At 54.5% G+C, this 17,167-nt stretch carries 18 protein-coding genes, 2 pseudogenes and 1 riboswitch; of the genes and pseudogenes, 10 read left to right on the top strand and 10 right to left on the bottom strand.

The annotated features are described in order from the left end of the window. The first annotated feature begins 894 nt into the window (after nucleotides 1–894). Complete coding sequence (locus H7A79_RS05025; RefSeq protein ID WP_187000374.1) at nucleotides 895–1,545, top strand: IS1595 family transposase; 651 nt, start codon at nucleotides 895–897, stop codon at nucleotides 1,543–1,545. 348 nt (nucleotides 1,546–1,893) lie between these two features. On the opposite strand, the pseudogene H7A79_RS05020 reads toward H7A79_RS05025, so the two are convergent. Further along, nucleotides 1,894–1,968 (bottom strand): annotated as a pseudogene (locus tag H7A79_RS05020) (IS1595 family transposase); the annotation flags it as partial. Between the two features lie 65 nt (nucleotides 1,969–2,033). Further along, the gene (locus H7A79_RS05015; RefSeq protein ID WP_187001242.1) at nucleotides 2,034–4,007 is read right to left on the bottom strand and encodes a transglutaminase TgpA family protein; all 1,974 of its coding nucleotides are present in this window, start codon (nucleotides 4,005–4,007) and stop codon (nucleotides 2,034–2,036) included. A gap of 1 nt (nucleotide 4,008) precedes the next feature. On the opposite strand from H7A79_RS05015, the gene H7A79_RS05010 reads away from it, so the two are divergent. Further along, a complete protein-coding gene (locus H7A79_RS05010; protein ID WP_187001241.1) occupies nucleotides 4,009–4,191 on the top strand; it encodes a hypothetical protein in 183 nt (60 codons plus the stop codon). Nucleotides 4,192–4,388: 197 nt separating this feature from the next. Here H7A79_RS05010 and H7A79_RS05005 read toward each other — a convergent pair whose 3' ends face one another. Together H7A79_RS05005 and H7A79_RS05000 are read right to left on the bottom strand one after the other, a co-directional pair. After that, on the bottom strand, nucleotides 4,389–5,333 hold the full coding sequence (locus H7A79_RS05005; protein WP_187001240.1) for a DUF58 domain-containing protein: 945 nt from the start codon (nucleotides 5,331–5,333) through the stop codon (nucleotides 4,389–4,391). Next, a complete protein-coding gene (locus tag H7A79_RS05000; protein WP_187001627.1) occupies nucleotides 5,317–6,228 on the bottom strand; it encodes an AAA family ATPase in 912 nt (303 codons plus the stop codon). Before H7A79_RS05000 ends, H7A79_RS05005 begins: the two co-directional genes overlap by 17 nt. Nucleotides 6,229–6,825: 597 nt before the next feature. Between H7A79_RS05000 and tsaB the strand changes: the two genes are divergently transcribed. The 4 genes from tsaB to H7A79_RS04975 all read left to right on the top strand — a co-directional run bounded on the left by tsaB (nucleotide 6,826) and on the right by H7A79_RS04975 (nucleotide 9,827). Then, nucleotides 6,826–7,500, top strand: coding sequence for a tRNA (adenosine(37)-N6)-threonylcarbamoyltransferase complex dimerization subunit type 1 TsaB (tsaB, locus tag H7A79_RS04995; RefSeq protein ID WP_187001239.1), 675 nt, complete (start codon nucleotides 6,826–6,828; stop codon nucleotides 7,498–7,500). Continuing rightward, complete coding sequence (gene rimI, locus H7A79_RS04990) at nucleotides 7,497–7,943, top strand: ribosomal protein S18-alanine N-acetyltransferase (protein ID WP_187001238.1); 447 nt, start codon at nucleotides 7,497–7,499, stop codon at nucleotides 7,941–7,943. The genes tsaB and rimI overlap by 4 nt, the downstream gene beginning before the upstream one ends. Further along, complete coding sequence (locus H7A79_RS04985) at nucleotides 7,937–8,758, top strand: uracil-DNA glycosylase family protein (protein WP_187001237.1); 822 nt, start codon at nucleotides 7,937–7,939, stop codon at nucleotides 8,756–8,758. The genes rimI and H7A79_RS04985 overlap by 7 nt, the downstream gene beginning before the upstream one ends. Nucleotides 8,759–9,558: 800 nt before the next feature. Beyond that, nucleotides 9,559–9,651: riboswitch (TPP riboswitch) on the top strand. After that, the gene (locus H7A79_RS04975) at nucleotides 9,642–9,827 is read left to right on the top strand and encodes a hypothetical protein (RefSeq protein WP_187001236.1); all 186 of its coding nucleotides are present in this window, start codon (nucleotides 9,642–9,644) and stop codon (nucleotides 9,825–9,827) included. Its footprint overlaps the riboswitch before it by 10 nt. Nucleotides 9,828–10,081: 254 nt before the next feature. Here H7A79_RS04975 and H7A79_RS04970 read toward each other — a convergent pair whose 3' ends face one another. From H7A79_RS04970 to H7A79_RS04960, 3 genes are read right to left on the bottom strand one after another with little or no spacing between them, the layout of a single operon-like run. After that, nucleotides 10,082–10,459 carry a phage virion morphogenesis protein gene (locus H7A79_RS04970; protein ID WP_187001235.1) on the bottom strand — a complete coding sequence of 126 codons (378 nt, stop codon included), beginning with the start codon at nucleotides 10,457–10,459 and terminating at the stop codon, nucleotides 10,082–10,084. Continuing rightward, nucleotides 10,452–10,661, bottom strand: a complete 210-nt coding sequence (locus tag H7A79_RS04965) for a hypothetical protein (RefSeq protein ID WP_187000117.1) — start codon at nucleotides 10,659–10,661, stop codon at nucleotides 10,452–10,454. Before H7A79_RS04965 ends, H7A79_RS04970 begins: the two co-directional genes overlap by 8 nt. A 2-nt stretch (nucleotides 10,662–10,663) precedes the next feature. Beyond that, the gene (locus tag H7A79_RS04960; protein ID WP_246408080.1) at nucleotides 10,664–11,194 is read right to left on the bottom strand and encodes a phage head morphogenesis protein; all 531 of its coding nucleotides are present in this window, start codon (nucleotides 11,192–11,194) and stop codon (nucleotides 10,664–10,666) included. Here H7A79_RS04960 and recA point away from each other — a divergent pair. The 3 genes and pseudogenes from recA to H7A79_RS04945 all read left to right on the top strand — a co-directional run. Next, nucleotides 11,153–11,458, top strand: a pseudogene (recA, locus tag H7A79_RS04955) (recombinase RecA); the annotation flags it as partial. The gene H7A79_RS04960 and the pseudogene recA sit on opposite strands and share 42 nt — an antisense overlap. A gap of 18 nt (nucleotides 11,459–11,476) precedes the next feature. Beyond that, nucleotides 11,477–11,677: a hypothetical protein gene (locus H7A79_RS04950; RefSeq protein ID WP_228068112.1), complete on the top strand. Its 201-nt coding sequence runs from the start codon at nucleotides 11,477–11,479 to the stop codon at nucleotides 11,675–11,677. Further along, the gene (locus H7A79_RS04945; protein ID WP_246408078.1) at nucleotides 11,677–11,838 is read left to right on the top strand and encodes a hypothetical protein; all 162 of its coding nucleotides are present in this window, start codon (nucleotides 11,677–11,679) and stop codon (nucleotides 11,836–11,838) included. The genes H7A79_RS04950 and H7A79_RS04945 overlap by 1 nt, the downstream gene beginning before the upstream one ends. A 29-nt stretch (nucleotides 11,839–11,867) precedes the next feature. Here H7A79_RS04945 and H7A79_RS04940 read toward each other — a convergent pair whose 3' ends face one another. The 3 genes from H7A79_RS04940 to H7A79_RS04930 all read right to left on the bottom strand — a co-directional run bounded on the left by H7A79_RS04940 (nucleotide 11,868) and on the right by H7A79_RS04930 (nucleotide 15,079). Beyond that, entirely contained in the window at nucleotides 11,868–12,218 is a 351-nt protein-coding gene (locus H7A79_RS04940) for a hypothetical protein (RefSeq protein ID WP_214646418.1), read from the bottom strand. A 371-nt stretch (nucleotides 12,219–12,589) separates the two neighbouring features. After that, a complete protein-coding gene (gene uvrC, locus H7A79_RS04935; protein WP_377057468.1) occupies nucleotides 12,590–14,446 on the bottom strand; it encodes an excinuclease ABC subunit UvrC in 1,857 nt (618 codons plus the stop codon). A 204-nt stretch (nucleotides 14,447–14,650) separates the two neighbouring features. Next, complete coding sequence (locus tag H7A79_RS04930) at nucleotides 14,651–15,079, bottom strand: EamA family transporter (RefSeq protein WP_187001232.1); 429 nt, start codon at nucleotides 15,077–15,079, stop codon at nucleotides 14,651–14,653. Between the two features lie 385 nt (nucleotides 15,080–15,464). On the opposite strand from H7A79_RS04930, the gene H7A79_RS04925 reads away from it, so the two are divergent. Next, nucleotides 15,465–17,141 (top strand): formate--tetrahydrofolate ligase, encoded by a 1,677-nt coding sequence (locus H7A79_RS04925; RefSeq protein WP_187001231.1) that lies wholly within the window; start codon nucleotides 15,465–15,467, stop codon nucleotides 17,139–17,141. The last annotated feature ends 26 nt before the right edge of the window (nucleotides 17,142–17,167 follow it).

Genomic DNA, 17,167 nt, shown 5'->3' with positions numbered 1-17,167 from the left:
TCTTTGAGTTAAGGCATCTTAACACTTCAACGGAAATAAAGTAGATTCACGATAATACCCCAAAAGCCTCTTTCCCTTGGCTTCGTATGCGTCTTAAATTTCATTGTTATATTTTCCGACATTCTTGACAACCCTGAAAAATTCCCAAATGGATCTTCATAAAAATGGAAATTTAGATAACTAGGGTTTTCTATAAATTAAAGATAAAGGCCATCTGAAAACGACCTAGACATAGTTAGGGTAATCTGTTGATTCGTAACGGGTTTGGTTGACTGCTATTCAGTTAAAAAACACGGCTTTACTGCTTAATTTAATGAGTCAGCTGCATAAAAAATGAGTGTTGTTATAACCATCGTTAGCCTTTTGCAGATATTGGCCATTGTTGCAGTCACTACATATTTCGCTGGTGGGAATGCTGCGCTAAAATTGCAGATGACCTCGCAGTTCGGCATATATTAGAATTCAGGTGTGTATGATCAAATATTTTGTATGTTAAGTAACAGCCTATTCACTGATAAATATAATATAGCCCCCAATTCCACTGCAATCTTTCACCACAAAATCCATACTGCTATCAACCATTATTTGCCGAAAAAAGCCAAAAGCTGTTTTGTAGGGTGCCTATATTAGCAGAAAGTTGTTTTGCTGACAAACGAAAAGGAAAATATGGCAGAATTATCCTAAGAAATAAATGGTCTTTTTCGGTGTTCTCAAACGTGCCAAAAGGTTGATACTGTGCTTGTGGATAATCTAAAAAATAGAGCTTATCTCCTATTATCTTATTGAAAAAATCATATCTAGTAATATCGTTTATACTGACAGCTTAATCATCTTTAACATTAGGGGCTGTACTAGATAACTAGGGAAATTTAACTTCAGGTTAGAATAATCCCTATGAGAAAAAGTCGTTTAAGTCAGTACAAGCAAAACAAACTGATTGAACTATTTGTTGCAGGTGTTACCGCTCGCACAGCGGCGCAATTAGTTAGCGTCAATAAAAATACCGCTGCCTATTACTTCCACCGTTTGCGCTTACTTATCTATCACAACAGCCCGCATCTGGAAATGCTTGATGGTGAAGTAGAAGTTGATGAAAGCTATTTTGGCGGACAACGCAAAGGCAAACGTGGTCGCGGTGCGGCTGGCAAAGTGGCTGTATTCGGGCTTTTGAAGCGTAATGGTAAGGTTTACACCGTTGCCGTACCCAATACACAAACTGCGACTTTATTGCCAATTATCCGCGAGCAAGTGAAGCCTGACAGCATTGTTTATACCGATTGTTACAAAAGTTATGACGTTCTTGATGTGAGCGAATTTTCACATTTTCGGATCAATCACAGCACACATTTTGCTGAGCGACAAAATCACATTAACGGAATTGAGAACTTTTGGAACCAAGCAAAACGCCATTTACGCAAGTTTAACGGCATTCCCAAAGAGCATTTGGAACTGTATTTGAAAGAGTGTGAATGGCGTTTTAACAACAGTGAGATAAAATTTCAAATTTCTATTTTAAAACAATTAGTAAAGCAGGATTTGTTCTAGTTATCTAGGACAGCCCCTAACATTATATATTTTAATGATTTTCAAAACTTGAGTGTTGACTACAGTAAGCACTTTGTGGATGGTCGCAATCACATCAGCGGTATTGAAAGTTTCCAAAATTGAGCAATGTAGTATTTATATACAGGAATAGAATTGACCGCTAATTTTTCCCATTTTTAAGAATACGCATCCAGATTTAACTTAAGTATACCGAGTGAGCAGCTGAAAATCTTATGGATTTAGTGTGGTGTTTTTAGTGCTGTCCTAGCATAACCCTAAAAATTAAAGGAGCTGTACTATTATTAATTAACCCTAAATTCTACAGTAATCCCGCAGCGTTTTAAGTTGTCAGGTCGGTGTACCGAAGTTAAACCGAAATTCGCATTCTTTCAAAAACAGCAAGAAAGATTTCCGCCCGATTCCGCCCTATTTGCGTAAGACATGAAAAAGGGGCATTTTATATTTTGCTGCTTGCCCGACAAGGTGTGCTACCCGAGATGGTTGTTTCTGTAGCGTTGCGCTGTTTTGCGTGCCGCAGCAAACCAGTGTTTCTGTGTGCACAGGGGCGGCCTTTCGGCTGCATAAAGCCAGTGTTCGTATTGCTGTAGCAGATGCGACAAGGCCGGGTCGGTCATGCCGTTGCTGCGCAGCAGGTTGTCCAGCTCGCCTGCGCTGACGGCGGCAGCGGTTTCATCGTCTTCACCTAAAACTGCGCTTTTGAGCAACGTAAAGCCTTCGTTGAGAAAATCACGCTCGCGGTTGCGGCCGCTTAGCCACCAGCGCACCAGCGGCAGCAGAGCGGCGGCGAGGGCGATGGGCAGCACCAGCAGCAGGGTTTGCCAGTTGAAACCGCCGAGGCCGATGCGGGCAAACAGGCTGTTTTGCTTGGTTTGGTCGTAATTCACCACCCATTGCTGCCAATAAAACTGCCCGGTGTCGCGCCAGCGGGCAAGCAGGCCGCTGTTGTCGGCCACCATTGTCCGTTCGTTGGCGGCAAGGGCTTGGCCGATGCCGCTTTCGGCACGGGCGGCCGAAACGACGGCGGTGGGATCGACGCGCAGCCAAACCTGCTCGTGCGGCAGCCACACTTCGGCCCAAACGTGGGCATCTTTGGCGCGAATCTGCCAAAAACCCGCCTGTTCGTTATAGTCGGCACCCAGATAGCCGGTTACTACACGCGCAGGCAGGCCGGCGGCGCGCATCATCACCACAAAGCTTTGGGCGTAATGTTCGCAGAAGCCCCGGCGGGTGTGAAACATAAACCCATCGATGCCGTTTTGCCCCCGTGTGGGCGGCGGTTGCAGGGTGTAGGTGAAACTGTGGCGGCGGTAGTGTTCGAGCACTTTGCCGATAAATTGGCCGGGTGTGGCCGACTGCTGCGCCAGTGTTTCGGCGAGGCGGCGGGTTTGCGGGTTGCCGTTTGGCAGGCGGGTGTAGAAATTCTGCCCGAGGGCATCGAGGGCGTGCGGCAGGGTGTCGCCCAGCGATGCCTGCAGGCTAAGACGGCGTAAGCCTTCACGGCTGCGGCTTGCGCGTATGGTCTGCCCCAATCTTTTCTCCACGCCTGCGGGCAGCTCTGCTGCGGGGTAGTCCAACGCGGGTAAAACGCCGTTTTGGTCGCGGATAATCATCTGGTAGGCAACGGTGCGTTCGGACGGGGCGGAGCGGGCTTCGTCAATGTGGTTGCCGTTAAGCGCCTGCCAGCGCGTGCCGTCAAATTCGCCCATGATAACGGCGCGCCAATATAAATCGCTGCGCTGCGGTTTGAAGCCGTCTGAAAAAGTGATGTTGGCCACCCATCTGCCGCTCTGCACCAAATTGCTGATGCTGCCCGGCTCCATCGTTTCCGACAAGCCTGTTTCGGCCTGCTGCGCCTGCTGCGGAATGCGCCACAGGGGCTCGCTCAGGCGCGGCACCGCCACAAACATCACCATCGTCAGTGGCAAGGTGAGCAACAGTGCCTGCACACTGCGTTTGAACGCCTCCCTGCCGCCTAACCCGCACAACACGGCAAAACATAGGCTGACGGCAGGCAGCGCCGGCAGCAACCATATGCCGATAAGCAGGCTTTGGTCGAGCAACACCGATGACCCGATTAAAAACAGCATAGCCAGCAGCAGCACCTGCCAATCGCGCCGGCTGCTGCTTTCAAACGCTTTGAGCATCACCAGCAACAATAAAAACGCCACGCCGCCTTCGCGCCCGACTACGGTGCCGAGTTGCTGCCACACCAGCAGGCCGGCCGCTGATGCCAATAACAGCAACACCGCTTTCGGCACACGGCCGATACCGGCTTTCAGTAAGGCCAGCCGCAGCAGCCACAAGCCGCCGAATACCGCCGTAACCGCGCTAGGCAGCGCAACAGCCAATGGCAGCGCTGCCCACAGCAGGGCGGCCAGCACCACAAATGCCGCCGCTCGAGGCGGCGGCTGTTGCAGAAAAGAAGGATTGGCAATCAGCATAATGTTATGGGTTCAATATGGCTTTTCAGACGGCCGCGATTCAGACGGCCTTTATATAGCGGATTCACATGTTTCCGGTATCGCTCAGCAAGGTCGTGTGGGCGTATGGAACCTGATTTTGCTGCCGCTTGGGCGGCCTGCAAAGCCGCTCTCGGCAAACCGGAGTGTAACCGCGCCGCAATGAATCAAGGGTAAGCCGGTTTTACCGTCCGGCCGATCTGACGACACCCATACCCAACCGGCCAACACAGTTATGATGTCAAATACGGAGCCGGCTATTGAGGATCGGTGTGTTTTAGACCGCCGCAATGCCGGCGGCCTGCAAAACCGTTCTCTTTGAGCCGGGGCACCCGCCGGCGGCCCGATGCGCGCCGTTTGCCGCTACCACAATGCCAGCGCCGTCAAACACTTTTCCCGCTGGCCGTGCTGTGGGGAAATCAGCCGCTGCGGCAGCTCCAGCGAATACGGCAGGCCGAGGCGTTCGGCTTCAAGCACACGGAAACACAGCAAGCCCGCCAAGCGCTCTTTGTCGCTGACGGCGGGGTAGTCTGCATAGGAAATAATGGTGTTGCGGGCGGCCTGTTGCGGCTCTTCAAAGCGTTTGTCGAGCATTTCGCCGGTTTTGGCATAGGTTTTCCAGGCAACGTGCTGCAACGATGCGCCCTGTTGGTGCATCTGCAAATAGGCCAAATCGCCGCCGCCCTGCGCGGGCGGGCGCTGCCGGTCGGCTTCACCGCTGCGGGCGGGTATATCGGGCACATCGTGGGGAACGGGTGCGGGAAACACCACTGCTTCGTCCGACCAGCGCCGCACGCACTGCACCATGCTCACGCCGAACGGCGCCACCGAGGCCGCATGCAGCGGCGGTATGCGCAGATAGCCGCGCATCAGGGCGGGAATGCGCCATTGAAAAACAGGCAGGCCGTCTGAACCGATATGCCAGGCCTGCCACAATTTTGCAGGCGGCGTGTGCGTATCAGCCAAATCATCTCCGCTGCACAACCACAGCAGGCGGCGGGTGTTGCCGGCAGCGGTCAGCTCCAGCACGGCATGGCCGCCGGCAAACACTTCGGCCGGCATCTCCGCCGTTATCTGAAAAACCGAAAGCTGGCGCAGGTTGAGCAGCACCGACACCAGCAAAAACCCCGCCAGCCAGAAAGCGGCGGCATAAGCCAGATTAACCTGATAGTTCAGCCCCACCAGCCACAACAGCAGCACCGTTACCGCCAGCCCCACCCCCAAGCGGGTAGGGCGGCAATGCAGCGCGGCGGCAGAAGCAGCCCCCTCCTGCACGGCATTCAGACGGCGTTTAGGCAACGGCAACATGATTGAGCAGATCCGCGAGAATCTGTGCGCCGGTCAAACCCTGCTGCACGGGTTGCAAACGGTGGTTGGCCACCGGCACCCACACGGCTTTTATATCTTCGGGCAGCACATGCGGCCTGCCCAGCATAAACGCCCGCGCCTTGGCCGCGGCCACCACCGCCAAACCCGCACGCGGGCTTAAGCCGATCACGAAACGGCCGGGTTGGCGCGTGGCCTGCACAAGGCGGTACACATAATCGGCGGCCGCCTGCGAACATTTCACCTGCGCGGCCTGCCGCTGCCATTGTGCGAGCGTTGCGGCATCGCAAACGGCCTGAAGTGCAGGCAGGTTGCGGCGGCCGCTGCCTTCGGCATACAGCCGTTTTTCGGCATCGGCGGCGGGGTAGCCCATGCTCAGGCGCATCATAAAGCGGTCGAGTTGCGATTCGGGCAGGGGAAAGGTGCCGAGCTGTTCGGCGGGGTTTTGGGTGGCGATCACGATAAACGGCCCGGGCAGCGCGTAGGTTTGCCCGTCCACCGATACCTGACGCTCCTCCATCGCTTCCAGCAGCGCCGATTGCAGTTTGGGCGAAGCGCGGTTGATTTCATCGGCCAATAAAAAGTGATGGAACACAGGGCCGGGGTGGAACTCAAACCGGCCTTCGTTGGGGCGGTAAACATTGATGCCCAGCAGATCGGAGGGCAGCATATCGTTGGTAAACTGCACACGGCGGTAATCCAGGCCCAAAACTGCCGCCACGCCGTGTGCCAGCGTGGTTTTGCCCACGCCGGGCACGTCTTCGAGCAAAACATGGCCGCCGGCAAGCACGGCGGCAAACAGTTGCTGTAAAACGTTTTCTTTCCCTAGAATCAGCGTGTTGAGCTGTTGTAGTGCGTGTTGTATGTCGGTATTCATCAGAGGGCTGTCAAATGGGTTGCGGGGTATATTCAGGCCGTCTGAAAATTCTTCAGACGGCCTGCCCGATTGTTTGTGCTTTATGTTTGCACAGCAAATTTTAACACAATCATACACAATACTTACACATCCGCTTAAAAAACCATCAGCCAAAGTATTTTTCTGTATCAAAATTACCCGCCCATCCTGAATGCACGGTTTCAACACCGGGCGGCACGCTGCGGCAACGGGATAATGCGGCACCGGTTCCGCTGCCCTTTCAGCGGTTTCACAACCGCTCTCTTCGGGCAAAAACCGGTAATGCCGCCGCGCAAATACCATCGGTACGCCATCACCCGTATGGTTTGCAGGCCGTCTGAAAGGCTGAAATGCCGCCATTCCCGTGCCGGCGGGAACCTGAATCAAACCGGCCAACCTATTGAAGCACCGGTGAAACCGACACAGACGCCGAATGTTGCAGTTGCCCGGCACGGAAACAACGACAGACAAACTTCTTGCGGCTTGAATGCCGAAACAGCCCCGGCCGCTTCCGGCACGCTGATAAATTGCCCCTGCCTCAGGTATAATGCCCCGTCCGACCACTTTCGATTGCCCGCCATGCAAGCCGACTTTTCCCGCCCCGTTTTAGCCATCGACACCAGCACTCCGTTTCTGTCGCTGGCCTTGCGCGCGGACGGGCAAACCCTGCTCCGCCACGAAAACGCAGGCAACCGCCAGTCTGAGCTGATTCTGCCGCACATCGGCGCGCTGCTGGCCGAAGCAGGCATCACGGCGGCCGGTTTGGGCGGAATTGTTTACGCACAAGGCCCCGGCGCATTTACCGGTTTGCGCATCGGCGCAGGCGTGGCGCAGGGCTTGGCGGCACCGTTCAACCTGCCGCTTGTCGGCGTGCCGTGTTTGGATGCGGTGGCATACCAAATCAGCGCACCGTGTGTATTGGCGGCCACCGATGCGCGCATGGGCGAAGTGTTTTATGCCTGGTTCGACACCGAAAACCACCGCCGCCTGAGCGGTTACCAAATAGGCAAAGCCGCAGACATCGCGCCGCCGGCAGCTTGCGCCGAACCGCAGGGGATAGGCAATGCCTTTGCGCTGAACGAGAAACCACCCTTTGGCGGCACGGCGCAGATGCCCACTGCGGCAGACTATCTCGACCTGGCCGCAAGCGGACGCTACCCCGCCACCGATGCCGCCCGTGCGGGCTTGCTGTATGTGCGAAATAAAATCGCGCTCACCGCCAAAGAGCAGGCCGAACAAAAGGGCGCGCTGTGATTATCCGTCCCGCCTTGCCCGCAGACTGCTCCGCGCTGGCCGCACTCGATGCGCAATGCAACCCGTCGCCGTGGTCTGCTGCGCAGTTTCAGACGGCCTTAAACAACCGTTTCGACAGCGTAACCGTGTTGGCTGAAGCCGATGGCACCATCGGCGGCTTTGCCGTGTGGCAGACCTTGTGCGGCGAATCGGAGCTGCATCTGATTGCCACCGCCCCCGTTCGCCGCCGCGCCGGTTTGGCTTCGCGGCTGATGGCGGCATGGTTTCATACGGCTGCGGTGCAGCATGCCGAGCGGCTGTTTTTGGAAGTCCGCGCCGCCAACCTTGCCGCGCAGGCGCTCTACCGCAAACACGGTTTCAGCGAATACGGCCGCCGCAAAGCCTATTACCCGCTGCCCGGAGGTGCGTGGGAAGATGCTGTTTTAATGGAGAAATTATGTTAAGCAGCCGTTATCTGCATTTGCACGAAGCACTGGGCTTGGGGCCGATGTGGCTGAACAAGGGTGCAAAAGTGCTGCCTGCCGAAACCGCCGCGCATATCCCGCAGGGCGCACCCCAAACACCACTGCAAACTACTGTCGCGCCTCAACCCGCAGCCCGCACGCCGGCCGCCGCAACCGCGCGCTTGGCGGCAACGGCTGCCGTCAAATCCGCTGCCAAAGTTTCAGACGGCCATTTTGCGCACGGCAGGCCGCCTGAAAAAAACATAGCTGCGCCAGTCGGCAAGCCGTCTGAACCCGTGCTGCCCGAAACGCGGGAAATGCCGTCTGAAAACACCGCCTACATCATGCCGTTGATGCACGATGCCGAGATACAGCCTGCTGCTGTAATGGCGGTCAGCATCTGCCCCGCCCCGGAAGACAGCGCCATAGGCCGGCTGTTCAGCGGCAACACAGGCGTGCTGCTTGACAATATGCTCGCCGCCATCGGCCTGAAGGCGGCCGATGTCCACAAAACCAGCTGGATAAAAGCCGCCGCCGTGTTCACCCCCGAGCCGCCGCCCGGGCAGATGGCCGCCGCACTGCCGCAAATGCAGGCCGAACTCGCTGCATCACGGGCGCAGGCAATACTGTTTTTGGGACAGGTGTTTTCGCAGCCGCACTACGCCGAAACCATCGCGCAACTGTGCGGCAGCACACCCGCATTTACCGTTCCCCACCCCGCCCGCCTGTTGCGGCAGCCGCATCTGAAAAAACAGGCTTGGGAAGAGTTGAAAAAACTGCGGAATATACTGGCAGCAGGCGCAGTACCGTCATAAACCAACAAGCCGCAACCCTTCAAAAATTTTGAGGCACTCTACCGGGGTTATTCAAAAGCATTGAAAATCACCCTTATAGAGATTATGGCGTATTGGATTTTTGTGAGTTTAACCATTTCCGCATCAACCACGGTATGTATTTTGCAGGCAAATAAAATTGGGGACTGCGCTAAATCAGCCGCAAATATCATGCTAAAGCTCCGGAGTGGTAGCGGCTGTTTTGGTGTTCCAAAGTTAAAACGAAACTTACCTTATTTCAAAAACAAGTGAAAAAATTTCCGGTAAATTTTGTTACATTTGCGTAAGGCACAAGCTTGCTTTTTTTGGTGTGGTTTGCCATGACCGTATCAACCTTGCCGAAATGCTTGAGAATGCCGAAAACCACTACTTTGCCTGTCGCACTTTTTTACGCTTGCTGTCGAAGCAGTTCTCATCCAACCCTGCTGAGCCCTCAAAAAACTGATCTGTTTCCCAAGCTACATGATGGCTGATAATGAGACGGTTTGTGTAGTCAATAAAAAAGAATAGCCGTATTGGGCCGACTATCTAGAATGCCGGCAGCCGCATGTGCGGTGGCCTCCGGTACAAAATATCCAAGTAATTTTCTTGGATACTCTTTTGTTATCGTATGTTATATTCATTTTCGCAATCTGTCGCGATTGCCGATCTGCGTTCTCTCATTTAAATGAGATGCATGCAGACTTCAGTTATGCAAAGCTTGGCCGATGTTCTGCTTTTGGTTTGGGACGGTAGCCTAGACTTACACTTTTTGCGGTAATTTCATCATATTTTTATTTTTATTGAGTTAGTCGGGGCGCTGCCTGGTGGGCGGCTGAGATGCCCGTGAACCTGATACGGCAAATACCGGCGTAGGAAACTATAAATGGCAACCATTTTTTGCAGCCACCGCAACCGAGGCCGTCTGAAACGGCATGGGGTGCGGCTGTTTGTTTTCCTGCTCTGTGTTGGCAACAGCAAGGTTGCGAAGGAGTGGGGCTGTGTTGTTTTGTTATTTGACCAAAGATATAATAAAACTTACTTATCCCCAAATGGATGGAAGAAAATTTAATACAAAGGATTTATATTCAAACCTAAATTATTTTCTTACTATTGTTATCATTATTCTAATGAATTTGTTTGTAAAACATATGAAAAGTATAGGAGATAATATTGAAGCGAAAATTGAAACCCATTGAGATAAATATACAAGAGTCTCTGAGCTAAATGGGATTCAGCCAGATGGTGGTGGATACTATGGAATAGTGGACTTGAAACAATGTTACTAGTGAAATAAAGTGAACGGGCAGATTGCCCGTTTTATTTTTAAAGGCCGCTTTTGAGGGATTCGATGGCGATGGCGGTGTCGATGAGTTTCTTTTCGGCTTCGATTTTACCGCCGAAGTAGTGGATGGCGGCATATTTTTTATTACTGCCGATACGGGCAAAGCCGTTTCCGATCTGGGTGCTGATGCCGGCGGCGATCCGGCCGGATAATTGCAGGGTTTTGCCGCCGTTGTCGGCAACGCGCCGGCTTCTCTTCCATTTTTGCCCACCCCAGCCCTCACTTTCGAAGTTGTCTTCCGTGAGTGAGACCATTTCGGTAGCGATGGCACGCATCACGGGGCGGGTGTCGGTGGCGTTTTTCAACAGTTGGCTGAGACCGTGTTCGAGTTGACTGGCATCTAAGCTGATTTCAAGCATCTAAATCCACCAGTTTATAATTAAAAAATGCGGCGAGTTTCCGCATCATATCCAATGCTTGAAAATCGTCAATGATGACGTTGATTTCCCCGAAGTCCAACACTATGGTGTTGTCGTCTTTTAAATTTCTTCCCACATCCACACTGTCTTCAATAGTGTAGGCTGCCCGATAAATATCCCGGCTTAAGTCCAACTCTGCCATCTTTACCCTTTCAGTAAATCCAACACCCAAGCCAGCACGGCTTTGGGTAGGCTGTTTTTAAAACGTTTGTCTGCCGCCAGCTCTTTCATGGCGGTGCGGGCGATGTCGGGGTGGACGGCCCGGGCTTTTTCGGCGGCCACCCGCGCCATGCGGCTGAGCATGGCTTTGCCCTGATTGGCATTGAAGCCGGCGTTGGGTGCCACAAAGGTGCCGTTGATGCGGATGCCGGTGCGTTGGGCATAGCGCTCTTCGCCGGTGTATTCGTTGGTGCGGATATCGACCGTTATCGTTTCCAATTTGGGGCTGGGCAGCACTTTGGCCGCACCGCGCGCTTCGGAGAGCGGTTTGACGCGGCAGCGGCAACGGTAATCCAGCGGCGGATAGCGGGTATCCCAAACCGGGTCAGTGGCGGCGTACACCTTGCCGTGCAGCAGGCGGTGGCTTTCGCGGGTGCGCCCATCTTTGATGGCGGCGTACTCCCAATAGGGTGGGTGTCGGTGCTCTTCATCATTGTCGCCCCGCCTTTCCGACAAGCCGAATTTGATATTCTCTACGGCGAAGGCATCAGTTGGGAAGGCGAACTTGTGGATTTGGGCGTGAAATACGGCATCGTTGAAAAATCCGGCACATGGCATGCCTACAACGGCGCCAAAATCGGCCAAGATAAAGACAATGTGCGCGTGTGGCTGAAAGAAAACCCCACAGTGGTCGATGAAGTCGATGCCGCAGTCTGCACCAAAGCGGGCATCAACGTTCGGCATAGCGGTGGCCATGTAGGCCGACTGCATATTGGTTAAGTAGATGGTTTTGAGCCGGTGCGGGCTGCCGAGCGTGGCCGTCTGAAAGCCGCACAGCAGCGGCTCAACGGTGTCTATATCGAAAACGAGCCCTGGGAAAAATGCTTCAAACGCTACGACCGCGAGCATATCTTCTTCTATGCCGACCCGCCGTATTGGCAGCTTGCAGGCTATGACCGCGCCTTGATTGGGCGCAGTATGAGCGGCGGGCCAAAGTGATGGCGGAGAGTAAAGGCAAAGTTATGCTCTCCATCAACGACCACCCGGATATTCTCGAGCTGTTTAAGGATTTCAGCATCACCCGTTTGGAGCTGGCGTATTCGGTCGGCCGCGACAAAACGCAAAAGACCAGCGGCGAGCTGGTCATCTGCAATGACTGAACGGGGTAAAATTCCCGACATCGGGAATTTTACCTTACCGGGCGGCCAAAACCGCAATCAGGCCGCGCAGGTATGGTGTGGTTTGCGGCAGGCCGGTTTCCCGGGCAAGGCGGCGATCGAAAGTCCATGCGGCTCCACTTGCCGGTTTCTGCCGTTACCGCTTCTTGACGGCTCAAGCCGTTGTGCAGGCCGTTTAAAACATCATCTGCAAAATGACGGCCGTGGCGGCTGTCCAAAAACAAAGCCACGTCTTCAGCGTGTTCGCGGGTAGCTTTGCAAATTTCGCTCACGGCCAGTTTCCAAAACTCCTGCGGGGCGTGATGCAGGCCGATGGTGCCGAAAAAGCCGTAGTCTTCATTTTGAGGGGCGGGGATAATCATGATGTTTTTCCTTCGGTGTTTGTTTATTCGATGAACACATGATGCCGTACCATGCAAAAAGAGCCCAGCAATCCCAGCACGTAGTTTCGGATGATGCAAAAAATCCTGCCTTTGTGTGGCAGGATTTGAAACAATGTTGCACGGTGTGAAACAAAATCAAAAATGCTTTATCTCAAAAATCGAGCCGATTTATCGCGGCTTCAAGAGAGACAGGCAGGTAATATGCCCCTATTTTCAATGGATCGGCTATCGTTTGATAAATTTTCATGTGCAGGTGGTTTTCAGGCGGCTTTTTTCAGGCGGACTTGGGCTCATGGGCGTGGTATGGAGGCCGTCTGTAATTAAACGATGGGGGCGGATATCTGCCGGTTTTAATGCAGGCTGTCGTAGATTTTTTCGGCGAGTGCGCGGCTGATGCCTTCTACTTGCGCGAGATCTTCTACGCTGGCGGCGGTGATACCGCGCAGGCCGCCGAAACGGGTGAGCAGGGCTTGGCGGCGTTTGCTGCCGATGCCGGGAATGCCGCTCAATGAGGAGGTGATGCGGGCTTTTTCGCGTTTTTTGCGGTGGCCGGTGATGGCGAAGCGGTGGGCTTCATCGCGCACAGTCTGTAAAAGATGCAGGGCGGGGCTGTGGGGCGGAAGGCGGAAGGTGCGGCCGGAAAAGGGCAGAATCAGTTCTTCCAGGCCGGCTTTGCGTTCAATGCCTTTGGCGATGCCGACCAGCGGAATGGTCAGCCCCAATTCTTCCCACACTGCTACTGCTACGTTGATTTGGCCTTTGCCGCCATCGATTAACACAGCATCGGGCCATTTGACGCTTTCGCCGTTGGCTTGGGCTTCGGCCATTTTGCTGTAGCGGCGGGTGAGCACTTCGCGCATGGCGGCGTAGTCGTCGCCTGCTTTGGCGGTGGTGATGTTGTAGCGGCGGTATTGGGAGGGTTGGATGTTGTTTTCATCGTATACCACGCAGGAGGCAACGGTGGCTTCGCCCTGGGTGTGGCTGATGTCGAAGCATTCGAGCCTTTGTAGGCCGTCTGAATCGATTTCGAGTATGTGCGCGAGTGCTTCGGTGCGGTTTTGCCGGCTGCTGTGTTGCAGGTGGTGTTGGTTGATGGCGATGCGGGCGTTTTGCTCGGCCATTTTCAGCCACACTTTGCGCTCTCCTATGGTTTTGGTGATGAATTGAATTTGTCTGCCGTGTTCTTGGTTTAAGGCCGTCTGAAGCACTTGGGGCAGGGGAAAGTTGCTGATGATGACATCGGGCTTGCTTTTTCCTAAATAATGTTGTGCGATAAAGGCTTCGGCGTAGTCTTGGCCGTTGGGTTCGGGGTCGTGGCGCACATCGGGAAAGAAGCTTTTGTCGCCCACGTGCCGCCCGCCGCGTATGCTCACCCAATGGATGCACACGCTGCCGCCCTCCACGGCCAGTGCCAGCAGGTCGATATCGTTGGGGCTGTCGGGGTTTTTGCTGTCGATAAACTGTCGGCTCTGCACCAGGCCGAGTGCTTGAATCTGATCGCGGTAGCGGGCGGCTTCTTCAAAGTCGAGCCGTTCGGCAGCCTGCTGCATTTTATGGTGCAAAACTTGGGTGAGCTCGCCGGTTTTGCCGTTGAGAAAGGTTACGGCTTCGCGCACGCCGGCCTGATAGTCTTCCCGGCTGATGTGGCCGGCGCAGGGGCCGGAGCAGCGGCGGATTTGGTAAAGCAGGCAGGCGCGGTCGCGGTGTTCGAACACGCTGTCTTCACAGGTGCGCAGACGGAATACTTTCTGCAACACCTGTATGCTGTCGCGCACGGCGTAACCGTTGGGGTAGGGGCCGAAATATTGGTTGGTTTTTTTGAGCGTGCCGCGGTAATAGGCCATCTGCGGGAAGGCGTGGCCGCTGAGCATGAGGTAGGGGTAGGATTTGTCGTCGCGGAACAGAATATTGTATTTGGGCGAGAGGGCTTTGATTAAATTATTTTCGAGAATCAGCGCCTCGGCTTCGGAGCGGGTAACGGTGGTTTCGATGGTGCAAACTTGCTTCACCATCAGCGTAATGCGCGGCGAATGGCCGCTTTTTTGAAAATAGCCCGAAACGCGCCGTTTCAGATTGACGGCTTTGCCCACATAAAGCACCCGGGCGTTTTTATCGAGCATACGGTATACGCCCGGCAGGTTGGGCAGGTTTTTCAAAAAAATATCCAGATCAAAGGTTGCAGACACGGCGGAACAATCGGTTTTCAGACGGCCGGATTATAGTGGATTCAATGAATTTTCGGTATCAGGCAGCAAGCCGGAGACACTGCAAACAGTACGGAACCGATTCTGTTGCCGCTTTAGCGGTTTACAAAATCGTTCTCTTTGAGCTAATGTGCAGCAACGCTGTAACGGGGTAAGTAGATTCGCTATATGCGGGAAAAGGCTGCGGTCGGTGCTGTCTCGGCCGCCTCAGTGTTTCAATGTCAGCACCAGCACGCCCGCCGTTACCAGCCCCAAACCCAGCCATGCTTGGGCGGATGGGCGTTCGTCTAAAAACACCGCCGCCATCAGCGCCGCCAGCACCAGGCTGAATTTGTCCACCGGTGCCACCTGCGAAGCATTGCCCAACTGCAAAGCCTTGAAATAGGCCAGCCACGATGCGCCTGTGGCCAGGCCGGACAATACCAGAGACAGCCGGTTTTTACCCGTGAATCCGGCCACATTCTGACATTTTTCCGTGTAGCTCAAAAAAGCCGCCAGCGCGGCGATAATCACCAATGTGCGGATAAAGGTGGCAAAGTCCGAATCGATGCCTTGCAGGCCTGCTTTGGCGAAAATTGCCGTGAGCGCGGCAAAACAGGCCGAAGCCAATGCCAAGTAAAACCATGAATAAGCCATTGCGGCACCTTTTGTGAAAACAGGGTAAAACCCGATAAAAGCGATACGGCGCGGCCCTTTTGCCGTGTCATAGTGAATTTGTAACCATCAGCACAAGGCGGCGTGGAGCGGGCAATATAAGCGGCACGGTGTATTTTCAAGCGGATTGGAACGGGCGGTATTTATGCTGTTGCTGCGGTTTGGGTGCTTTGCCTGCTTTATTGTGTTTCACCGTGCCGGCGGCGTTTCAGACGGCCTGAAGGGCAGGCGGCCGACAAAAATTGCAGTATAGCAAGCCGCGCTGCGGCAAGGCCGTCTGAAAGTTTTATCTGCGGGCAGGCATTATTTCGCCGTTACACCTATAATAACGCTGTTTCATTGTTTACAGGAAAGTCAGGAGCGCACCATGAGCTACAAAACCGATGCTGAAATCGCCCAATCCGCCACCATGCGGCCGATAGTCGAAATCGCTGCCAAAATCGGCCTGAAGCCCGAGCAAATCGAGCCGTACGGCCATTATAAAGCCAAAATCAACCCTGCCGACACCGCCGCACTGCCGCCCAAACAAGGCAGGCTGGTGCTGGTTACCGCCATCAACCCCACGCCGGCCGGCGAAGGCAAAACCACCGTTACCATCGGCTTGGCCGATGCACTCAACCGCATCGGCAAACAAACCGTTATCGCCCTGCGGGAGCCTTCGCTGGGGCCTGTGTTCGGCGTGAAAGGCGGTGCTGCGGGCGGCGGCTACGCGCAAGTGCTGCCGATGGAAGACATCAACCTGCATTTCACCGGCGATTTTCACGCCATCGGCGCGGCCAATAATCTGTTGGCGGCCATGCTCGACAACCATATCTATCAGGGCAATGCGCTCGATATCGACCCCAAGCGCGTATTGTGGCGGCGCGCGGTTGATATGAACGACCGCCAGTTGCGCAATATTATCGGCGGCATGGGCAAGCCGGTTGACGGGGTGATGCGCCCAGACGGTTTCGACATCATCGTAGCCTCCGAAGTGATGGCGGTGTTCTGTCTGGCCAAAGATTTGGCCGACCTTAAACAGCGTTTAGGCAATATTTTGGTTGCCTACGCCAAAGACGGCAGCCCCGTTTATGCGCGCGATCTCAAAGCCCACGGCGCGATGGCGACCTTGCTGAAAGATGCCGTCAAACCCAATTTGGTGCAAACCATCGAGGGCACGCCCGCGCTGGTGCATGGCGGCCCCTTTGCCAATATCGCACACGGCTGCAATTCGGTGATTGCCACCCGCACTGCCCGCCACCTCGGCGATTACACGGTAACCGAAGCAGGCTTCGGCGCGGATTTGGGCGCGGAAAAGTTCTGCGACATCAAATGCCGCCTTGCCGGTTTGAAACCCGATGCCGCCGTGGTGGTGGCCACCGTGCGTGCGCTCAAATACAACGGCGGCGCCGAACGCGCCAAACTGGGCGAAGAAAACCTGGGTGCGCTGGAGAAGGGCCTGCCCAACCTGCTCAAACACATCGACAATCTGAAAAACGTGTTCGGCCTGCCGGTGGTGGTGGCACTCAACCGTTTCGTGTCCGACACCGATGCCGAGCTGAAAATGATTCAGACGGCCTGTGCGCAGCAGGGTGTGGAAGTGTCGCTGACCGAAGTGTGGGGCAGGGGCGGGGCAGGCGGCGAAGATTTGGCGCGCAAAGTGGTGGAAGCAGTCGAAACCCGGCCCAACCATTTTCAGTTTGCCTACGATACCGGGCGGCCGGTTCAGGAAAAAATCCGCACCATTGCGCAGAGGGTTTATGGTGCCGCCGGTGTCGAATTCAGTGCCGAAGCCGCTGCCGAAATCGCTTCGCTCGAAAAACTGGGCTTGGACAAACTGCCTGTGTGTATGGCCAAAACCCAATATTCACTCAGCGATGATGCCAAACTTTTGGGCAGACCCGAAGGCTTCACCATCCATGTGCGCGGCATCACCGTGTCGGCCGGTGCAGGCTTTATCGTTGCCCTGTGCGGCAATATGATGAAAATGCCCGGCCTGCCCAAAGCGCCTGCTGCCGAAAAAATCGATGTGGACGAAAACGGCGTGATTCACGGCCTGTTTTAAACCGCCGGATTGTTTTGCTTGAAAAT

It is taken from the genome of Neisseria musculi, assembly GCF_014297595.2.
GTDB classification, from domain to species: Bacteria; Pseudomonadota; Gammaproteobacteria; order Burkholderiales; family Neisseriaceae; genus Neisseria; species Neisseria musculi.
This window is presented reverse-complemented; position numbering and strand designations above follow the sequence as displayed.